The sequence below is a fragment of the uncultured Flavonifractor sp. genome, assembly GCF_944385615.1.
GTDB lineage: Bacteria > Bacillota > Clostridia > Oscillospirales > Oscillospiraceae > Flavonifractor.
Genome location: NZ_CALWXV010000016.1, coordinates 19,852 through 37,249 on the forward strand (window position 1 = coordinate 19,852; position 17,398 = coordinate 37,249).

Annotated in this window: 19 protein-coding genes and 1 riboswitch; all 19 genes read right to left on the minus strand. The window is 64.0% G+C overall.

Annotated elements, in window-relative coordinates:
* Nucleotides 1-264: 264 nt before the first annotated feature.
* Nucleotides 265-1,545: a glutamate-1-semialdehyde 2,1-aminomutase gene (gene hemL / locus Q0J75_RS06090; RefSeq protein WP_297198185.1), complete on the minus strand. Its 1,281-nt coding sequence runs from the start codon at nucleotides 1,543-1,545 to the stop codon at nucleotides 265-267.
* Nucleotides 1,545-2,528, minus strand: a complete 984-nt coding sequence (gene hemB / locus Q0J75_RS06095; RefSeq protein WP_297198188.1) for a porphobilinogen synthase — start codon at nucleotides 2,526-2,528, stop codon at nucleotides 1,545-1,547. The genes hemL and hemB overlap by 1 nt, the downstream gene beginning before the upstream one ends.
* A gap of 1 nt (nucleotide 2,529) precedes the next feature.
* The gene (gene cobA, locus Q0J75_RS06100; protein ID WP_297198190.1) at nucleotides 2,530-4,014 is read right to left on the minus strand and encodes a uroporphyrinogen-III C-methyltransferase; all 1,485 of its coding nucleotides are present in this window, start codon (nucleotides 4,012-4,014) and stop codon (nucleotides 2,530-2,532) included.
* Nucleotides 4,011-4,889: a hydroxymethylbilane synthase gene (hemC, locus tag Q0J75_RS06105; protein WP_297198196.1), complete on the minus strand. Its 879-nt coding sequence runs from the start codon at nucleotides 4,887-4,889 to the stop codon at nucleotides 4,011-4,013. The genes cobA and hemC overlap by 4 nt, the downstream gene beginning before the upstream one ends.
* Nucleotides 4,886-6,532 (minus strand): NAD(P)-dependent oxidoreductase, encoded by a 1,647-nt coding sequence (locus tag Q0J75_RS06110; protein ID WP_297198200.1) that lies wholly within the window; start codon nucleotides 6,530-6,532, stop codon nucleotides 4,886-4,888. The genes hemC and Q0J75_RS06110 overlap by 4 nt, the downstream gene beginning before the upstream one ends.
* The gene (gene cobI / locus Q0J75_RS06115; RefSeq protein WP_297198203.1) at nucleotides 6,529-7,221 is read right to left on the minus strand and encodes a precorrin-2 C(20)-methyltransferase; all 693 of its coding nucleotides are present in this window, start codon (nucleotides 7,219-7,221) and stop codon (nucleotides 6,529-6,531) included. The genes Q0J75_RS06110 and cobI overlap by 4 nt, the downstream gene beginning before the upstream one ends.
* Nucleotides 7,218-8,066, minus strand: coding sequence for an ATP-binding cassette domain-containing protein (locus Q0J75_RS06120; protein ID WP_297198206.1), 849 nt, complete (start codon nucleotides 8,064-8,066; stop codon nucleotides 7,218-7,220). Before Q0J75_RS06120 ends, cobI begins: the two co-directional genes overlap by 4 nt.
* Complete coding sequence (gene cbiQ / locus Q0J75_RS06125) at nucleotides 8,063-8,842, minus strand: cobalt ECF transporter T component CbiQ (protein ID WP_297198208.1); 780 nt, start codon at nucleotides 8,840-8,842, stop codon at nucleotides 8,063-8,065. The genes Q0J75_RS06120 and cbiQ overlap by 4 nt, the downstream gene beginning before the upstream one ends.
* A 2-nt stretch (nucleotides 8,843-8,844) precedes the next feature.
* A complete protein-coding gene (locus tag Q0J75_RS06130; RefSeq protein ID WP_297198211.1) occupies nucleotides 8,845-9,141 on the minus strand; it encodes an energy-coupling factor ABC transporter substrate-binding protein in 297 nt (98 codons plus the stop codon).
* A gap of 13 nt (nucleotides 9,142-9,154) precedes the next feature.
* Nucleotides 9,155-9,802 carry an energy-coupling factor ABC transporter permease gene (locus tag Q0J75_RS06135; protein ID WP_297198273.1) on the minus strand — a complete coding sequence of 216 codons (648 nt, stop codon included), beginning with the start codon at nucleotides 9,800-9,802 and terminating at the stop codon, nucleotides 9,155-9,157.
* A 103-nt stretch (nucleotides 9,803-9,905) separates the two neighbouring features.
* Nucleotides 9,906-10,102: riboswitch (cobalamin riboswitch) on the minus strand.
* Nucleotide 10,103: 1 nt separating this feature from the next.
* Nucleotides 10,104-10,883 carry a sirohydrochlorin cobaltochelatase gene (locus Q0J75_RS06140; RefSeq protein WP_297198214.1) on the minus strand — a complete coding sequence of 260 codons (780 nt, stop codon included), beginning with the start codon at nucleotides 10,881-10,883 and terminating at the stop codon, nucleotides 10,104-10,106.
* A gap of 16 nt (nucleotides 10,884-10,899) precedes the next feature.
* Complete coding sequence (locus tag Q0J75_RS06145) at nucleotides 10,900-11,547, minus strand: precorrin-8X methylmutase (RefSeq protein WP_297198217.1); 648 nt, start codon at nucleotides 11,545-11,547, stop codon at nucleotides 10,900-10,902.
* A gap of 3 nt (nucleotides 11,548-11,550) precedes the next feature.
* On the minus strand, nucleotides 11,551-13,047 hold the full coding sequence (locus Q0J75_RS06150) for a cobyric acid synthase (protein ID WP_297198220.1): 1,497 nt from the start codon (nucleotides 13,045-13,047) through the stop codon (nucleotides 11,551-11,553).
* Nucleotides 13,047-14,102, minus strand: coding sequence for a threonine-phosphate decarboxylase CobD (gene cobD / locus Q0J75_RS06155; RefSeq protein ID WP_297198222.1), 1,056 nt, complete (start codon nucleotides 14,100-14,102; stop codon nucleotides 13,047-13,049). Before cobD ends, Q0J75_RS06150 begins: the two co-directional genes overlap by 1 nt.
* A 14-nt stretch (nucleotides 14,103-14,116) precedes the next feature.
* On the minus strand, nucleotides 14,117-15,094 hold the full coding sequence (gene cbiB / locus Q0J75_RS06160) for an adenosylcobinamide-phosphate synthase CbiB (RefSeq protein WP_297198226.1): 978 nt from the start codon (nucleotides 15,092-15,094) through the stop codon (nucleotides 14,117-14,119).
* Nucleotides 15,091-15,687 (minus strand): histidine phosphatase family protein, encoded by a 597-nt coding sequence (locus Q0J75_RS06165; RefSeq protein WP_297198229.1) that lies wholly within the window; start codon nucleotides 15,685-15,687, stop codon nucleotides 15,091-15,093. The genes cbiB and Q0J75_RS06165 overlap by 4 nt, the downstream gene beginning before the upstream one ends.
* Nucleotides 15,678-16,034 carry a bifunctional adenosylcobinamide kinase/adenosylcobinamide-phosphate guanylyltransferase gene (locus tag Q0J75_RS06170; RefSeq protein WP_297198232.1) on the minus strand — a complete coding sequence of 119 codons (357 nt, stop codon included), beginning with the start codon at nucleotides 16,032-16,034 and terminating at the stop codon, nucleotides 15,678-15,680. Before Q0J75_RS06170 ends, Q0J75_RS06165 begins: the two co-directional genes overlap by 10 nt.
* Nucleotides 16,031-16,798, minus strand: coding sequence for an adenosylcobinamide-GDP ribazoletransferase (locus Q0J75_RS06175; RefSeq protein WP_297198235.1), 768 nt, complete (start codon nucleotides 16,796-16,798; stop codon nucleotides 16,031-16,033). Before Q0J75_RS06175 ends, Q0J75_RS06170 begins: the two co-directional genes overlap by 4 nt.
* A complete protein-coding gene (locus Q0J75_RS06180; protein WP_297198239.1) occupies nucleotides 16,795-17,316 on the minus strand; it encodes a bifunctional adenosylcobinamide kinase/adenosylcobinamide-phosphate guanylyltransferase in 522 nt (173 codons plus the stop codon). The genes Q0J75_RS06175 and Q0J75_RS06180 overlap by 4 nt, the downstream gene beginning before the upstream one ends.
* Between the last annotated feature and the right edge of the window lie 82 nt (nucleotides 17,317-17,398).

Below are 17,398 nucleotides of genomic sequence, written 5' to 3' on the forward strand. Positions count from 1 at the left end.
CCAGATTCCCGGTGTCTGTCAAGAAAGGGCAAGAGAAAAGCCGCTGCGGATGCAGCGGCTTTGAGGCTGCCCAAAAAGACCTGCGGTCTTTTTGGGCAAAGGGTTGCATGACGGATGGGGTTCGATTTCTTGCGAAATTGTCACCCCATTCGTCATGAGAAGTGTCCTTTCCGAGGCGCATGTCCCCGGAAAGGACGGATTTTGATTTGATTCCGCCGCCTGCGGGCGGCGGAACTCTGCGAGACTTTTTCAACAAGCTGTGGATTACAAGCTGCGAAATACTTCTTCCGCGGCATCCAGAGTGGCCTGGAGTTCTGCCTCCCCATGGGCGGCAGAGACAAACATCGCCTCGAACTGGGCGGGAGCCAGGGCCACGCCCCGCTCCAGCATCCCCTGGAAATACTTGGCGTACTTGCCCACATCGCTGCCCTTAGCGTCCACAAAGGTGGTCACCGCCGTGGGGGTAAAGAAGGGGGCCAGCAGGGAGCCGATCTGGTTGACCACCACCGGCGCGCCCGTCTTGGCAATGGCCTGCCGCAGACCGGCGGCCAGCTGCTCTCCCTTGGCCGCGATGTCGGTATACACCTCCGGGTGCTCCTTCAGATAGGTGAGCTGGGCCAGTCCGGCAGCCATGGCCACCGGGTTGCCGCTGAGGGTGCCCGCCTGATACACTGGGCCGCAGGGGGCCACCTGCTCCATCAAGGCTCGGCTGCCGCAGTAAGCTCCCACCGGCATACCGCCGCCGATGATCTTGCCGAAGGTGACCAGATCCGCTTTGACCCCAAAATATGCTTGCGCGCCTCCCAGAGCCAACCGGAAACCGGTGATGACCTCGTCAAAGATGAGCAGGGCGCCGCTCTTGTCGCACAGCTTCCGCAGGCCTTCCAAAAATCCAGGGGCAGGGCCTACCACACCCATATTGGCGGCCACCGGCTCCACAATGATACAGGCAATCTGGCCGGACCAGGCGTCCAACAGAGCCTCCACAGAGCTGAGGTCGTTAAACTGGGCGGTAAGGGTGTGCTTTACAATGTCCTCGGGCACACCAGCGGAGGAGGGATGGCCCCCAGCCAGGGCGGAGGAACCGGCGTTCACCAACAGGCAATCGGAATGGCCGTGGTAGCACCCCTCAAACTTGATGATCTTGTCCCGCCCGGTAGCCCCCCGGGCCAGCCGGACGGCGGACATCACCGCCTCGGTGCCTGAGTTGACCATGCGTACCATCTCGATATTTGGCACCAGGTCGACCATCAGCTGGGCAATCTCCACCTCCCGGCGGGTGGGAGCGCCGAAGGACAGGCCGTCTTTGACGGCCTTCTCTACGGCCTCCCGAATGACCGGGTGGTTGTGCCCTAAAATCATGGGGCCCCAGGAACAGACATAGTCGATGTATTGCTTGCCGTCCTCGTCCCAGATGAAGGGGCCGTCGGCTCTGGTAATAAAGCGGGGGGCCATGCCCACGGCCCGGTAGGCACGCACCGGGGAGTTGACCCCGCCGGGGAGCACCTTAATGGCCTGTTCAAAGAGTTCTTCCGAGCGTCCCATCAGCCGATATCCCCCTTCTGAATGGCCTGGGCCAGTTCTTTGGCGTAGTAGGTGATAAGCATATTGGCCCCCGCCCGGAACACGGACAGAGCCGACTCACACATAATGCGGTACTCATTGATGAGCCCGGCAGCCGCTGCCGCCTTGATCATGGCATACTCGCCGGACACGGAATAGGCACACATGGGCAAATCGTAGGCGTCGGAGCACTCCCGGATCACGTCCAGGTAACTGAGGGCGGGCTTGACCATGAGGATATCCGCCCCTTCTTCCACATCCAGCGCACACTCTTTCAACGCCTCTTTCCGGTTGTGGGGGTCCATCTGGTAACCTTTCCGGTCCCCAAAGGAGGGGGCGGAGCCTGCCGCCGACCGGAAGGGGCCGTAGAAGGCGGAGGCATACTTGGCGGAGTAGGCCATGATGGGGGTGGCGGTATAGCCGTGCTCGTCCAGGATGGCCCGGATGGCGGCTACCCGGCCGTCCATCATGTCGGAGGGGGCTACCATGTCCGCCCCGGCCTGCACATGGCTGAGGGCGGTCTTGGCCAGTACCTCCAGAGTCTTGTCGTTGTCTACCTCATGGCCGCAGAGGATGCCGCAGTGGCCGTGATCGGTATACTCGCACATACACACGTCAGTAATGACGTAAAACTCCGGGTACTTCTCCTTAATGGCCCGGATGGCCTTCTGGACCACCCCATCCTCTGCCCAGGCAGAGGAACCCACAGCGTCCTTGTGGGCGGGCAGGCCGAAGAGGATACAGTGATGCACCCCGGCGGCCAGGCACTCCTCCACCGCCAGACACACACTGTCCAGGCCGTAGTGGTTCTGTCCCGGCAGAGCCTCGATAGGCCGGGTCCCCTGAAGGGTCTCGTCCACAAAAATGGGGTAGATCAAACTGTCGGGGGACATACGGGTCTCCCGGCACAGGCGGCGCACCGCGTCATTGCCCCGCAGGCGGCGGGGCCGTTGGATCAATTCCATATTAAACACCTTCTACAATTAGTTCCACCAGCGCGTCCATGGTGGCCTCTCGGGCCACCCGTACCGGAATCCCATAGTTCCGGGCTTCGGCGGCAGTCTGAGCGCCGATGCACATGCCCACCATGCGGGAAAAATCAGCGTCCTCCCCCACCGTGGACACAAAGCCTTTGACGGTGGAGGCGCTGGTGAAGGTGACCAGCAGCCCCGCTTGGGACTCCACCGCCTCCCGCAGCTTCTGAGAGCGGGGATTCTCATACAGGGTACGGTAGCTGGCCACGTCGTCACAGGGTATGTTACGCTTTGCCAGGGCCTCTGTCAAGGCGGGGGAGCCCTCTTCCGCGCGAAGCGCCAGCACCTTTCCGCCGGCAGGCAGGCCCGCTCCCAGATGGGCGGCGTCATACACCTCCGGCACATAGTCGGCTTTCAGTCCGTGAGCAGCCATGGCCTTAGCGGTACCAGGGCCGATGGCCGCCAGCTTTACGCTCCACAGGGCCCGGGCGTCTTTGCCATGGCCCTCCAGCCACCGCCACAGCGCCTCCACCCCGGCGGGGCTGGTAAGAACCAGCCATTCATACTCCTTCAGCCGTTCCATGGCCCCATCCACAGCGGGGCAGGGGTCCAGAGGTACCGTGGCAATGCAGGGGTACTCCCATACATCGGCCCCCAGAGCCTGCAGCCGGGCGGACAGGGTGCCGGAGCGTTCCTTGGGCCGGGTAACCACCACCGTTTTCCCCTTCAAAGGCAGTTGATCGAACCAGTCGAACTCCTCTGCCAGAGCGCATACCTGCCCCACCACGATGACAGCAGGGCTTTCTACCTGTTTCTCCGCCGCCACGGCGGGGAGAGTGGTCAAGGTGGCGCTGATCCGCCGCTGCGCGGGGGTGGTGCCCCGCTCCACCACAGCAGCGGGGGTGTCGGGGGTCATGCCCGCCGCCAGCAGGCCGGTACAGATGGCCTCCAGAGCAGATACTCCCATCAGAAAAACCAGGGTGCCTTTCGTTCGCACCAGGGCCTCAAAGTCGATGTCCAGCTCCTTCCCCGCCCGCTGGTGGCCGGTGACGATGTGGAGAGAGGAGCAGCAATCCCTGTGGGTCACTGGGATACCGCCGTAGGCGGGGGCGGCGATGGCGGAGGTAATGCCGGGCACCTCCTCAAAGGCCACGGCGTGCTCCGCCAGCAGCTCCAGCTCCTCCCCGCCCCGGCCGAAGAGGAAGGGGTCGCCCCCCTTGAGGCGCACCACGTTTTTCCCTTCCAGAGCCTTGTCCAGCAGGATCTGGTTGATCTGCTCCTGGGGTACCGGATGGCGGGCGGCCTGCTTGCCCACGTTGATCTGTTCCGCCGTTTCCGGCATCAGGGCCAGGATAGCGGGACTCACCAGCCGGTCGTATACCACCACCTGGGCATTCTGAAGGGCCTCCAGCCCTTTGCGGGTGAGCAGGCCCGGGTCCCCGGGGCCCGCCCCCACCAGCGTCACTTTTCCCTTCATGCCTGCGCCTCCTTCATCTGGTCCGCCAGCTGTTCCGCCAAGGCCTCCCCCTGGTCCCGGGGGCCGGAAGTACTCTGGCGAAACACCTTTCCGGCCTCATTCACATAGAGGCCCATCAGGGTAATGGTATCCCCTTCCAGCCGGGCGTGGGCGGCAATGGGGGAGGAACAGCCTCCGTCCAGCCGTTTTACAAAGGCCCGCTCGGCAGCGGCACACAGGGTTCCTTCCCCATCCACCACGCCGGTCAAGTAGCTGAGGTCCTCCCCGGCTCTGGTCTGGAGGGCCATAATACCCTGCCCGGCGGCGGGGATCATCTCCTCCACAGTAAAATACCGGGTGATGCGTCCCTCCAGCCCCAGCCGCTTGAGCCCGGCGGCCGCCAGCACCAGGGCGGAGAACTGCCCCTCGTCCAGTTTGCGCAGTCGGGTAAGTACATTACCCCGCACCGGGGCCACCTTCATCTCAGGAAAAAGAGCGTTCAGCTGTACCGTCCGCCGGGCGGAGGCGCAGCCGATGGGCTTGGCCGGGTCCAGCTCCGCCACTCCCTGTGGCAGCACCAATACATCCCGTGGGTCCTCCCGTTTGGAGAAGCCCGCCAGAGGGATGGCCGGGTCCACCTCCATGGGCAGATCCTTGCAGCTGTGGACGGTCAGGTCCACCCGTCCGTCCAGCAGGGCGGCATCCAGCTCCTTGACAAAGAGGCCCTTACCCCCGATCTGGTCCAGGGTCCGGTCCAGAATTTTGTCGCCGGTGGTCTTCATGGTCACCAGCTCCAGGGTGATCTCCGGGTGCTTGGCCCGGATGGCCTCCATCACCAGCTCCGACTGGATGACAGCCAGCTTGCTCTCCCGGCTGCCCACCCGTATGATCCTCATTCCAATCCCTCCAGTACGGTCCGAATGGCCTTGGCAGCCCGGGCGGTGCGGGCGTGGTCGTCTCCCCGTCCGGCTACCCCGGCCACAATGTTGTCCCCGGTGCAGATGGCCGGGAAAAAGAAGGTACACTCCTCCGGGGCGTCGGCTACACTCACCGGGATGCCCAGAGCCCGGGCCTCCTCTCCCACCGAGCGGTTGACGCTCCGGTCGTCGGTGGCGGCAACCGCCAGGGCAGCCCCCGCCAGGTCTCCAGGGACATAAGGCCGCTGCTGCCATTGTATGCCACCCTCCAGCGGTTTACACCTGGGGGCGATCACGGTGACCTCCGCCCCAAACCGGGCCAGCACCCCGGCCCGGCGGCAGGCTACCGCGCCGCCGCCAATGACAACGGCTTTTTTTCCACAAAGATCAATAAAGATAGGAAACCGGAAAGGCTTTTCCGGCGGCATGGCCCACCGGGGTTTGGCGGCGGTATGGACCTCGATCTTGGCGGCGCACCGCTCCAGATCCTCCGGGGTCAGGTTGTCCTTCAGCCCCCCGGACAGCAGGTCCACCGCCCGGCTCACCGCCAGCTCCACCAGTTCCCGTGCCTCCGGGCCCTCCAGATCGGTGGACAGCACCCGGGCGGCCACCGCCTGCTTGACCCGTTCCAGGCTGGGCAGACAGGAGCGGTAGTTCTCCCACTGGCCCAGCCGGTCCAGATATTTTTCCACAATAGCAACCGCCTCCTGTGGAATCTCCCGGCTGGTGTCCACCCCCAGGTCGTCCACATTGTAGAGGGTAAAACCGGGCAGAGTGCCCACCTGGGGCTCGATGTCCCGTGGAATGGCCAGGTCGGCCAGCACCTTGGGCGGATGGGTCAGCTCAGCCAGTTCCCAGGCGGTAACGGTATAGTGAGGGCTGGTGGTGGCGGAGAGCACCAAATCCATCCCGCCCATGGCGGAATAGCGCTCCTCATAGGGGGTGACGGAACACCCGGCGGGCACCACGGTCTCCCCGTGGTGGTAGCTGCGCAGGGTGATGGTGACGGAGCACCCCGCCTGGTGAAGCAGCGAAGCGGCCAGCCGTCCCATCTCCCCGTTTCCAATGACCATGGCCCGTTTTCCGGTGAGGCCGCCCAGCGTTTGGTCCAGCCGGTCCACGGCCGCCCGGGCCGCCGACCGTGGCACCCCGATAAACCGTACACGGGTCTTGATCTCCTTACCGGCGGCGGCGGCGTTGCGGAACAGCGTCTCCAGCACCCCGTCCGCCGTGCCCGCCTCCCGGGCGGCGGCGGCGGCGGCTTTCACCTGCGTGACAATCTGGTCCTCCCCCCAGATCTGGGAGCGCAGTCCCCCCGCCACCTCCATCAAGTGACGGGCAGCCTTCTCTCCGCTCCGGGTGACAAAAGCGTCGGCAAAGGGGGCGTAGGGCACCCCGGCAACGGCGCACAGCAGCCGCCCCGGATCAGGCTCCGCCCCTGGCTCACAGGACAGGTAAAGCTCAGTGCGGTTGCAGGTGGACAGCAGGACGCAGCCCTCCACCCCGTCCCGGCTCCACAGGCGGCGGTCCAGCTCCAGTACCCGGCTGCGGGTGAAGGACAGGCTCTCCCGCAGGTCGATGGGGGCCTTGTGCCAGTCCAGGCCGGTCATAACCAGATTCACGCCTGTTCCCCCTTCTTGACCAATACCACAGAGAAGTAGCCGCTGCCCTCCTCCAAATCGGCAAAGCGGGGGCACACCAGCTCTCCCTCCATGCCGCAGTTGGCCACCAGTGAGGCTTTGTCCAGCAGGCCATGGTGGTCCAGCGTCTCCTTCAAGGCTCCGATCTCCTTGCCCGCCTTCATAAACACCAGATTGGCGTCCAGGTCCAGGCAGTCGGTCACGTCCTTGTGGGAGGCTGGAACAATGAGCAGCCGCTCCGATTTTTCGCACAGGGCGGTCCCCAGCCGGGCGGCTACAGCGCAGAAGGAGGGCACGCCGGGGATGATTTCCGCATCATACCCCCGGGCCACCACCTTTTTGTGGAGGTAGAGGTAGGTGGAGTACACCGTAGGGTCCCCCAGGGTGATAAAGGCCACGTCCTTCCCCTGATCCAGGGCGGCGCACACCAGGTCGGCGTTACGCTCATAGGCGGCGTTCAGGGCTTCATGATCCCGCACCATGGGAGCGGCGCAGCTGAGCAGCTGCTTGCCTTCGGCCAGCTCTCCTACAATGTTGAGGGCGGTCTTCTCCCCCCGGCCAGCATCCGGCACGGCCAGCACCGCCGACTGGCGGATGACCCGCTCGGCCTTTCTGGTGATAAGTTCCGGGTCTCCGGGGCCAACCCCCACGCCGTACAACATTCCTCTCATGGTTCTTCCTCCTTCAGCATACGCAGGATCTCCCGCCGGGCCGCCCCGATGGTGGCGACGGACCGGTCGGCGTCCAAGCCGTCCACGTCCCGCAGCACCTCCATCAGATGGGCGATGCGGGGCAGGCGCAGATGATTGGCCCGCAGGGCCTCCGGATGGGCAAACAGCTCCTCCGGCGTACCCTGGGTCAGCACCTTTCCGCCCCCCAGCAGACAGGCATAATCACAATATAGGGGCACGATGTCCATATCATGGGTGGCGATCAGTACCGTCATGCCCAGCTCGTCCCGCAGCTGGAGTAGCAGGCGCATGATATCGCTGACCCCCTGGGGGTCCAGCCCGGCGGTGGGCTCGTCCAGGATAAGCACCTCCGGCTCCATCACCAGCACCCCGGCGATGGCCGCCCGCTTTTTCTGCCCGTAGGACAAAGCATGGGTGGGCTTGTCCCGCAGGTGGGACACCCCAGTGCGCTCCAGAGCCTCCTCCACCCGGCGGCGGACCTCCTCCGGGGGCAGGCCCAGATTCACCCCGCCGAAGGACACGTCCCGGTACACATCAGCGGAAAAGAGCTGGTCGTCCGGGTCCTGAAAGACGATACCCACCCGTCGCCGCAGCTCGGTAAGTCCCTTTTTGTCGTAGCGTACCGGCTCTCCCCCCAGCAGCACCCGGCCGCTTTTGGGGGTAATTACTCCGTTGAGGCTGAGAAACAGGGTGGACTTGCCCGCCCCGTTGGCCCCCAGGATGCCGGTAATCTTTCCCTTCTGGGCGGCAAAGGAGACGTGGTCCAGAGCCACGGTCCCATCCTCATAGGTATAGCACAGTTCTTCCGCCTGGATGGCATTCACGGCAGCAGCCTCCCTTCCACAAACCATACGGCCATCTGTCCCGCCGCCGCCAGGGCGGTAAGGGGGAGCAGCCCCCACCCCGGCCGGTAGGCATCCGTCAGGGTGGCAAGGCTGCCGGTGTAGCCCCGGGATTCCAGGGCGGTATAGATCCGGTCCGCCTTTCTCCAGGCCCGCAGGAACACCATGGAGGCCAGCATCCCCAGCGAGGACACCGACCGCCGGAAGCCCTGATAGCCCAGCCGGGAGTCCTGGGCGGTACGGATATTGGCCGCCGTCTCCGACAGCACAAAAATGAAGCGGTAGATCAGCTCCATCAACTCCACCAGTAGGCGGGGCACATGGAGCTTTTCCAGCGCCATGGTCAGATCGGTGACCGGGGTATTGAGGGCCAGAAAGTACATGCACCCGATGGTACCCAGGGCCTTGCAGAAGATCCGCCCCCCCAGCCACAGCCCCCCGGCGGTAAAGCCCCACAGCCGGTCCCCCACCGGCAGGGCGGCCACCATCTCCGTGCCGGCGGGATAGCTGCCCGCCACGATGGTGATACACCCCACCGCCAGAAAGACCAGGGGAATTTTCAAAAAGTGGAGGTACACCCTGGGGGATAGGCCCCCCAGAGCGGTAACCAGCACCCCCATTCCCACCAGGGTAAACAGGCCCACCGCCACGCTGTCACAGCACAGGCAGACCACCAGCGTCACAGCCGTCAGCAGCAGCTTGGGCATGGGGGACACCCGCCGCAGGCGGGACTGATAGGCGTAGCGGTCGGTGCCCATGCTCAGTCCTTCCCTTCCGTTTTTCCACCCGGCTTTTTGGTGATGCGGCCCAGAACAAAGCCCACCACCCCCGCGCCGATGGCGGCCTGGAGGGCAAAGAGCAGGGACTCCACCTCGCCGCTGGCGGGCTCCAGAATGGGCTCGAACCAGGGCTCATAGTCGGGGTTGAGCTCCATGATGGCCTCCTCCGCCTCTCCGTCCGCCCCGCCGAACTCGGCGTTGGGCAGCAGCCACAGGGGCACGGCGGCAATGACCACCACCAACAGGATCAAAATCAAATTTTTCTGCCAGACTTTCATATCCTTCCCCTCCTTACAGCACCCGCAGCTCCTGGAGCTCGGTCCGGCTGTACTTCTCCAGCACGTTGAAGACCACCACGGTAAGCAGGCCCTCGGCAATGGCCAGGGGGATCTGGGTGACGGCAAAAATAGTGAGGAACTTCACCATGCCGCCGTTGACCACTCCCAGCTGCACCGAGGTGACCACATAGGTAAACAGGTCCCCCAGAGCGGCGGCAGCAAAGACCGACACAGCGGCGGGGGCTTTGGCCTTCCGGAGCAGCTGATAGACCAGCCAGGACACGATGGGCCCGGCAATGGCCATGGAGAAGGTGTTGGCCCCCAGGGTGGTGAGGCCGCCGTGGGCCAGCAGCAGAGCCTGGAACAGCAGCACAATGAGCCCCAGCACGGTCATTACCAGGGGCCCGAAGAGGATAGCTCCCAGGCCCACGCCGGTGGGGTGGGAGCAGGAACCGGACACCGAGGGAATCTTCAGGGCGGAGAGCACGAAGGCGAAGGCGCCGCACATGGCCAGCAGGATCTTGGCCCGGGGGGCCTGGTCGATCTTCTTCTTGATGGCAAAGAAGCCGGCCACCAGGAAGGGGACGCATACCGCGCCCCAGCCGATGGCCCAGCCCACCGGCAGCATACCCTCGGCGATGTGCATGGCGGAGGCGCCCATGGTCAGCAGACCCAGCAGCCCCACCAGCACTGCCCCGGCCCGGACGGTTTGGTTGGCAGTCAAATGTCTCATGTTGTCTCATCCTTTCCTATCACGCGTAGGTTTGATGGTGTGGAACCAGGCAAGGTTTTCCGGCTTGAGCCTCTCTGCCGCCGCGCGTCTTCCCAGGATACCCCAGTGACCTTTTTTGCCCGGCGGCTCTTCTCTTACGGCAGCGGGACTGCGCGGGAGTTGCACCCGACTTCCCTTTTCCCGGTCCTTTTTATCAAAACAGGCAGCTGCCTGGAATTGGCATACAGACTTAGCCCTCTTCCGCCTCTCTGGCGTGCTTGACAAAGAGGGCCTGAACGCTTGGGAACTCTCCCAGGCCCTGGAGCACGCAGGTAACGGCGTACCCCTCCCGCTCCAGCAGGGACTTCCAGGAGTCCTCTTCCTCCCCCGCCAGGTCGTTTTTGGCGTGGTCCCCCGCCACAATCATCAGGGGCCGCAGCTCCACCTGGTCCGCTCCCAACTCTTGGATGCGGCGCACCGCCTCCCCAAAGCCGGGATAACCCTCTACGGTGCCAATGACCACGTCCTTCCGGCCCAGGTCCCGGAACACATATTCCAGCAGGGCATAGCAGGAGTTGGCAAAGTGCTCGGTGCCATGGCCCATATAGAGGATGGCTTTTCCCGCTGTTTGCGCGGGCAAATCAGCCAGCAGGGCCTGGGCTGCGTCCAGATAGTCCCCCGTCTCAGTGAGCAGGGGGCGGCCAAAGGCCAGCTTTTCAAACCGCTCCTCATAGGGGGCAGCCAGGGCCATCATTTTGTCGTACTCGTCCCCGTTCATGATGTGAGTGGGCTGGACCAGCACGTCGGTATAGCCCTCCGCCGCCAGCTTTTCCAGGGCAGCGGGCACATCGTCGATCTGGGTACCCTCCCGGGCCAGCTTCCGCAGGATCATCCCGCTGGTGAAGGCCCGGCGGAGGGTCCGCTCCGGGAAGGCGGCGGCCAGGGCCCCCTCAATGGCGGCGATGGTTTTTTCCAGGGTGTCCCGGTGGCTGGTGCCAAAGGACACCGACAGAAGGGCTTTTTGTTCCATGGTCGTTCCTCCTGTGTTACTCCCGCGCATTGTTGCTGGCCTGATACAAAAGGGCGTTGCAGATGGCGGCGGCTACATTGCTTCCCCCCTTGCGGCCCCTGGCCACAATGTGGGGGGTATCCATGGTAAGCAGCAGCTCCTTACTCTCCACCACGTTCACAAAGCCCACCGGCACGCCAATGACCAAAGCGGGCTTCAGTTTCCCTTCTTCGATCAGCTCGCAGGCCCGCACCAAGGCGGTGGGGGCGTTGCCGATAGCCAAGATCAGGGGGCCGGGCAGCTGAGCCGCCCGCTCCATAGAAACGGTGGCGCGGGTCTCCCCTCTGGCTTTGGCTTCAGCGGCCACGTCCGGGTCGGACATGAAGCATACCGCCTTTCCCCCGAACTTCTCCAGCACCTTTTTATTGACACCGGAAAAGGCCATCTGGGTATCGGTGACGATGGTGCAGCCCCCTTTGATGGCGGCGATACCCGCCGCCACTGCGTCAGGGGAGAACACCAGATTGTCGGCGTAGTCAAAATCGGCGCTGGTGTGGATCACCCGCTTGATAACAGGCAGCTGCTCGGGGGGAAAGGTGCGCTCCCCCAGCTCCTGGCCGATGATCTCCATGCTCCGGGCCTCGATCTCGGCGGGGGCCACCCGCTGTAATTGGATTTTTTTCATGGGTTATTCCTCCCCGTTCAGGATGCGGTAAACCCGCTCCATATCCAGACTGGCCCGCAGGCCGTCCGCCAGCTTGTCATACTGCATCTGGGCATAGGCCTGCCAGTCCACGCTGGCCGCCTGGCCCTCCAGCCCCTTGGCCTTCATGAGAGCGGTAACCAGAGACTCCGCCACCCCAGCCTTGTCAAAAATCCCATGGACATAGCAGCCCCACACGTTGCCTTGGCTCAGGCCATCGGTGTGCTGCTCTTGGGTCTGGGTGGTGAACACCACCAGAGAATCGGCGTCGCTCTGAGTACGGCCCATGTGGATCTCGTAGCCCTCAAACGCCACGCCCTGAAGGCCGCAAAATATGCCCTGGGCCTTTTGAAACACGCCGGTCACCTGGGTGCGGGTCTTTTCTCCCTGGAATACCGTCTGGGCGGGCAGCAACCCCAACCCTTGGAGGGTGCCGCCTCCCTCCACCCCATCGGGGTCGGAGACGGTATTCCCCAGCATCTGATAGCCGCCGCAGATGCCCACCACCGCCCCGCCAGCGGCGGCGTGCTTCAGGATGGCTCCCTCCAGGCCGCTCTGCCGCAGCCACCGCAGATCGTCCATGGTGTTTTTGGTGCCGGGGAGGATAATCAGGTCGGGATGGCCCAGCTCCTTCACGCTCCCCACATAGCGGAGGGACACCTCCTCCATCCGCTCCAGAGGGTTGAAGTCGGTGAAGTTGGACAGGCGGGGCAGGCGGATGACAGCGATATCCACCAGCCCTACCCTGCCGCTCCCCGACAGGCGGGCGGACAGAGAATCCTCGTCGTCCACGTCCACATCCAGCATAGGCACCACACCCAATACCGGCTTGCCGGTGAGGGCCTCCAGCTGGGTGAGACCGGGGCGGAGGATCTCCACATCTCCCCGGAACTTGTTGATGATAAGCCCTTTGATCATGGCCTGCTCTTCGGGCTCCAGCAGCTTCACTGTGCCGTAGAGGGAGGCAAACACGCCCCCCCGGTCGATGTCGCCGCACAGCAGCACCGGGGCGTTGGCCAGGCGGGCCATGCCCATATTGACGAGATCGTCTTCCCGCAGGTTGATCTCCGCCGGGCTGCCCGCCCCCTCGATGACAATGATATCATATTCCTCCGCCAGGGCGGAGTAGGCCGCCATCACGTCGGGGATGAGATTTTTCTTATACTTGAAGTAATCTCCCGCCTTCATGGTCCCCCGGGGAATCCCGTTGACGATGACCTGAGAGCCCACGTCGCTGGTGGGCTTAAGCAAAATGGGGTTCATCCGTACATCGGGGGCCACCCCAGCGGCCTGGGCCTGCATCACCTGGGCCCGGCCCATCTCCAGCCCGTCGGGGGTGATGGCGGAGTTGAGGGCCATGTTCTGGGACTTGAAGGGGGCCACCTGATAGCCGTCCTGCCTGAAAATACGGCATAGCCCCGCCGCCAGCAGGGATTTCCCCGCGTTGGAGGCGGTGCCCTGGATCATAATCGCCTTCGCCATCACAGCACCTCTTTCATAACGGCCAGCAGCCGCCGGTTTTCTTCTTCTGTTCGCACGCACACCCGGTACCAGTCGGGGCCCAGTCCGTGGTAATTGCCGCAGGAGCGGATCAGAATCCCCTTTCCCACCAGCCGCTCCTTCAGATCGTCCACGCCGGGCAATCGGAACAGCAGATAGTTGGCCTGTCCGGGAATGACCCTACAGCCCAGCTTCTCCAGCCCAGCAGTCAATCCGGGCCGCTGCCCCTCGGCCAGCGCCCGGCCTTCCGCCGCCCAGTGGGGACAATCCCGCAGGGCCGCCACACCGGCGGCCTGGGCAGGGGTGGACACACTCCAGGGCTGGGCGCACCGGCCCATGGCCTCCCGCAATCCCTCGTCCGCCGTCAAAGCGTAGCCCAGACGCAGGCCCGCCATGGCATAGCTTTTGGTAAAGGCCCGCAGCAGCAGCAGGTTGGGATACTCCTCCAGCCAGGGGGCCAGTCCCGGCCCACCGGCGGCCAGGGGCAGAAAACACTCGTCTACCGCCAGAAGAGCCCCTGCCCTCCGGCACCGCTCCGCCGCCGCCAGCAGCAGCTCCTGGTGGATGAGCCGACCGGTGGGGTTGTTGGGTGTACAGAGAAATACCAGCTCCACGCCGGGCCCGATGGCCTCCAGAAAACCGCTGTCCAAATCAAAGTTTTGATCCGGGTCCAGTGTATAGTGGACCATCTCACAGCCCACGCCCGTCAGCGCCTCCTCATATTCGGAAAAGGTAGGGGCGGTGACCAAAGCCTTTCGGGGCCGCAGGGCAAAGGCCAGCCGGAAAATCAGGTCGGCGGCTCCGTTGCCGCACACCACCTGGGTTTCCTTTACCCCATCGTAGGCGGCGATGGCCTGCCGCAGCGCCCGGCACAGGGGGTCCGGGTAGCGGTCGGACTGGGCCGCCGCCTCCCGGGCCGCCGCCCTCGCCGGGGCGGGCATTCCCAAAGGGTTCAGATTGGTGGAGAAGTCCAAAACCTCCCCCTTCCAGGCGGCCTGGGCGGTGAGCACATCCCCGCCATGGGTGTAGACTGGCATAATGACGCTCCTTTTCACGGAAACAATAAGATCATCAGCGGTACCCCGCAGAAGAGCAGCAGGGCAAAAAAGGCGGTGGCGTACAGGATGCGGCCTGAGCGCAGGATATCCAGGGGCTCAATGGGCCGCTGATCGTCCCCGATATAGGGCTTTTCCACCCGCTTGCCGAAGTAGTCGCTGGGCCCCGCCAGCCGAAGCTGGAGCGCCCCGGCGCAGGCCGCCTCGGTGTGGGCGGAGTTGGGGGACTTGTGCTTTTTCCGGTCCCGCTTGAACACACGCCAGGCGTTTTTCCCGTCGTAGCCCGCCGCCGTGCTGCCCAGGCACATAAGCACCCCGGCTACCCGGGCAGGGATGAAGTTGAGTACATCGTCCCACTTGGCCGCCGCCCGGCCAAAGTAGAGGTACTTGTCATTTTTATAGCCCACCATGGAGTCCATAGTATTGGCCGCCTTGTAGAACATCCCCAGGGGCGCTCCGCCAATAGCCATAAAAATCAGGGGGGCGATCACCCCGTCGGAGGCATTTTCCGCCACCGTCTCCACCGCCGCCCGGGTCACCCCCGCCTCGTCCAGGCGCTGGGTATCCCGGCCCACGATCATGGAGACGGCGTACCGGGCCCCCTTCAGGTCTCCAGCTTTCAGGGCGTCGTATACCTTTTTGCTCTCCGCCGCCAGGGACTTGGTGGCCAGCAGCTGATAGCACAGCACGCTCTCCACCCCCAGGGCCAGCCAGGGACTTACCAGCCAGCACCCCCACAGCAGCAGCACCGTCAGCCCGGTGGGGATGAGCAGGGTAAGCAATACCAACACCACACCGCCCGCCAGCTCTCCGCCATGGCTCTTGGGAAACAGGCGCCGCAGCATACGTTCCAGCCCTGCGATCAAGGCCCCGATGGCCCGCACAGGATGGGGGGCCCAGTGGGGGTCTCCCAGCAGCAGGTCCAGACAGAAGCCGATGAGCAGGGCCAGCAGATGACTTGTCCACCAATTCATCCCTTGAATTCCTCCAACACCGTCAGCTCTAATGTATCTGAATCCAGGGCCATGCGGAAGCCCCCGCAGTTGGGGCACATCCAGCCGTAATAGTCCCGCTCCGGCCGTCCGTATTTGGACAAAAGGCCCATCAGGGCTCCGCCGTGGGATACCACCCCCACCCGCTCAAACTTCCGCGCGGCGGCGTCCTTGGCCAGCTTTTCCAGCCCAATGGAGACCCGGTCCACCACCTGTTGGGCGGTCTCCCCCACCGGCATGGCGGCAAAATTCAAATGCGTCCCAGGCTGGCCGATCCAGGCCTGGTACAATGGGTCGTCCTTCAGCTCCTCGTGGTTCTTCCCTTCAAAGGGGCCGAAGTCGGTCTCCCGCAGCTCGTCAATGACCGTCATCTCCACGCCGGGCCACAGAAGCTCCGCCGTCTGCCTGCACCGCAGCAGGGGACTGCGGTAGATGTGCGCTACCTTGGGCAAAGTTGGCCCGACCCGTCGGGCCAATTCCTCCCCCTGGGGTGTGAGCGGCACGTCCAGGGTGCCGATAAAACGCTTCTCCAGGTTGCCCTGGGTGGTACCGTGGCGCATGAGGATCAGTTCCATGGCGCGTCTCCTTTCAGGGTCATGGGCAGGCCGCAAAAGATGCGCTCCACCCGCTCTGCCCGCTTTGCCAGCCGGCAGCACAGCCGGCCCACCTGCTCCCGCCAGGCCCGCTGGGACGGGTCCACCGGCACCACGCCGCAGCCCACCTCGTCACAGATCAAGATAAGCTCCGGGTTGACGGCCAGCAGCCCCTCCTCGTCCAGGTCGGGCCAATCCTCCACCCCGTCAAAAATGGGCTTATGCTTGGCCTCCTCCGGGGTGCGGGCCACCTGGTCAGGGGTATATCCGGTTTTGCGCAGCACATAGTCCAGCTTACCCTGGCCCGCGCCGCCAATGATGAGCATCATAACAGCACCTCGATCTTCTGGGCCAGCATTACGGCCAGCACCATACCCAGCTCACACAGCTGGAGGAAAAAGCCCGCCAAGTCTCCGGTGACCCCTCCAAACTGCTTTTTTGCCGTGATCACATAATAGAGGCACACCAGGGCGGCTCCTGCCAGGGCGGCCCCGCCGGTCCACAGGTCCAGCACCAGCGCCCCGACTCCGCAGGCTGCCACCCACAGAATCAGGAACACTCTTGCTTTCAGCGTGTCCATCGGTCCGGTGAAGGTAGCCAGCAGCCCGGTCCCTCGGGCGTTGGGCAGGGTGACGGCAAACAAACCGGACAGACTGCGGGACAAAGCGGGCCCCAGGGCCAGCACCAGGGCGGAACGGGGCGTCACCGCCGCCTCACACCAGCAGGAGAAAAACACCAGCAGATAGAGGGCGCAGCAGATGATGGCAAAGGCCCCGGTGTGGGAGTCCTTTAAAATTTCCAGCTTCCTCTCCCGGCTTTGGTGGGAAGACAAAGCGTCGCAGGTGTCACAGAAGCCGTCCAGGTGGATGCCGCCGCTGAGGGCGATGGGGATGAGCAACGCAAAGGCGGCAAACAGGATCTTGCCAATGCCCAGCGCCCCAGCCAGGGCCATCCAGCCCCACAGCACCGCCCCGATGACCACCCCTACCAGGGGAAACCAGCACAGCGCCCAGGACAGGGCTTTCTTCTCCCAGTCCACCCGGGGCATAGGCAGCTTGGAGTACATGGCAAAGGCTATGATAAGACTTTTCACACACTCGCTCCCTTCCACGCCACGGGAATCCCGCACACCACCTCGTAGACCTGATCGGCCCTGGCGGCAATCGCCCGATTCAGCCGGGCCAGCACCGACAGGTACTCCAACGTCACCGGGTCGTAGTCCATGCCGTCGGAAAAGAGCTCGTTGGTCACCACCACCAGCAGCTCGGCCTGTTCCGCCGCCCGGCAAATCCCCGAGAGCACCCGGTCAAAGGCTCCTTCTGCCCCGTCCGGGGAAAAATACTCGTTGGCGGTCAGGTTGGACAGATCCTCCAACAGCACCGCGGTATGGGGGGGCAGGGTCACTTCTGCCAGAGCGGTGGGACATTCCACCGTGTCAAAGCCCTTCCCCAAGCGCATCTGCCGGTGGCGCTCTACCCGGCGGACGCTCTCCGCGTCCCACACCCGCATGGTAGCCAGATAGATCCGTTTCTCCAGCCCCGAGGCGGTCACCAGGGACTCGGCAAACTCCGACTTGCCGCTGCCCGACCCGCCGGACACCAGAATCAGCATGGCTTTTCCCTCTTTTTTGATTCCAAATAGTGCGGAGCAGGACATGCGCCTGCGCAGCACACCTTAACTTGTGGCCGCTGCG

What these genes read in the sequence shown, in the direction of transcription:
- hemC (WP_297198196.1), bottom strand. Translation starts at nt 4,889, where the DNA reads ATGAGGATCATACGGGTGGGCAGCCGGGAGAGCAAGCTGGCTGTCATC.
- Q0J75_RS06130 (WP_297198211.1), bottom strand. Translation starts at nt 9,141, where the DNA reads ATGAAAGTCTGGCAGAAAAATTTGATTTTGATCCTGTTGGTGGTGGTC.
- hemL (WP_297198185.1), bottom strand. Translation starts at nt 1,545, where the DNA reads ATGGGACGCTCGGAAGAACTCTTTGAACAGGCCATTAAGGTGCTCCCC.
- cobD (WP_297198222.1), bottom strand. Translation starts at nt 14,102, where the DNA reads ATGCCAGTCTACACCCATGGCGGGGATGTGCTCACCGCCCAGGCCGCC.
- cbiQ (WP_297198208.1), bottom strand. Translation starts at nt 8,842, where the DNA reads ATGGGCACCGACCGCTACGCCTATCAGTCCCGCCTGCGGCGGGTGTCC.
- Q0J75_RS06150 (WP_297198220.1), bottom strand. Translation starts at nt 13,047, where the DNA reads ATGGCGAAGGCGATTATGATCCAGGGCACCGCCTCCAACGCGGGGAAA.
- cbiB (WP_297198226.1), bottom strand. Translation starts at nt 15,094, where the DNA reads ATGAATTGGTGGACAAGTCATCTGCTGGCCCTGCTCATCGGCTTCTGT.
- Q0J75_RS06170 (WP_297198232.1), bottom strand. Translation starts at nt 16,034, where the DNA reads ATGATGCTCATCATTGGCGGCGCGGGCCAGGGTAAGCTGGACTATGTG.
- Q0J75_RS06165 (WP_297198229.1), bottom strand. Translation starts at nt 15,687, where the DNA reads ATGGAACTGATCCTCATGCGCCACGGTACCACCCAGGGCAACCTGGAG.
- cobI (WP_297198203.1), bottom strand. Translation starts at nt 7,221, where the DNA reads ATGAGAGGAATGTTGTACGGCGTGGGGGTTGGCCCCGGAGACCCGGAA.
- Q0J75_RS06180 (WP_297198239.1), bottom strand. Translation starts at nt 17,316, where the DNA reads ATGCTGATTCTGGTGTCCGGCGGGTCGGGCAGCGGCAAGTCGGAGTTT.
- hemB (WP_297198188.1), bottom strand. Translation starts at nt 2,528, where the DNA reads ATGGAATTGATCCAACGGCCCCGCCGCCTGCGGGGCAATGACGCGGTG.
- Q0J75_RS06135 (WP_297198273.1), bottom strand. Translation starts at nt 9,802, where the DNA reads ATGGGCGCCTCCGCCATGCACATCGCCGAGGGTATGCTGCCGGTGGGC.
- Q0J75_RS06145 (WP_297198217.1), bottom strand. Translation starts at nt 11,547, where the DNA reads ATGAAAAAAATCCAATTACAGCGGGTGGCCCCCGCCGAGATCGAGGCC.
- cobA (WP_297198190.1), bottom strand. Translation starts at nt 4,014, where the DNA reads ATGAAGGGAAAAGTGACGCTGGTGGGGGCGGGCCCCGGGGACCCGGGC.
- Q0J75_RS06140 (WP_297198214.1), bottom strand. Translation starts at nt 10,883, where the DNA reads ATGGAACAAAAAGCCCTTCTGTCGGTGTCCTTTGGCACCAGCCACCGG.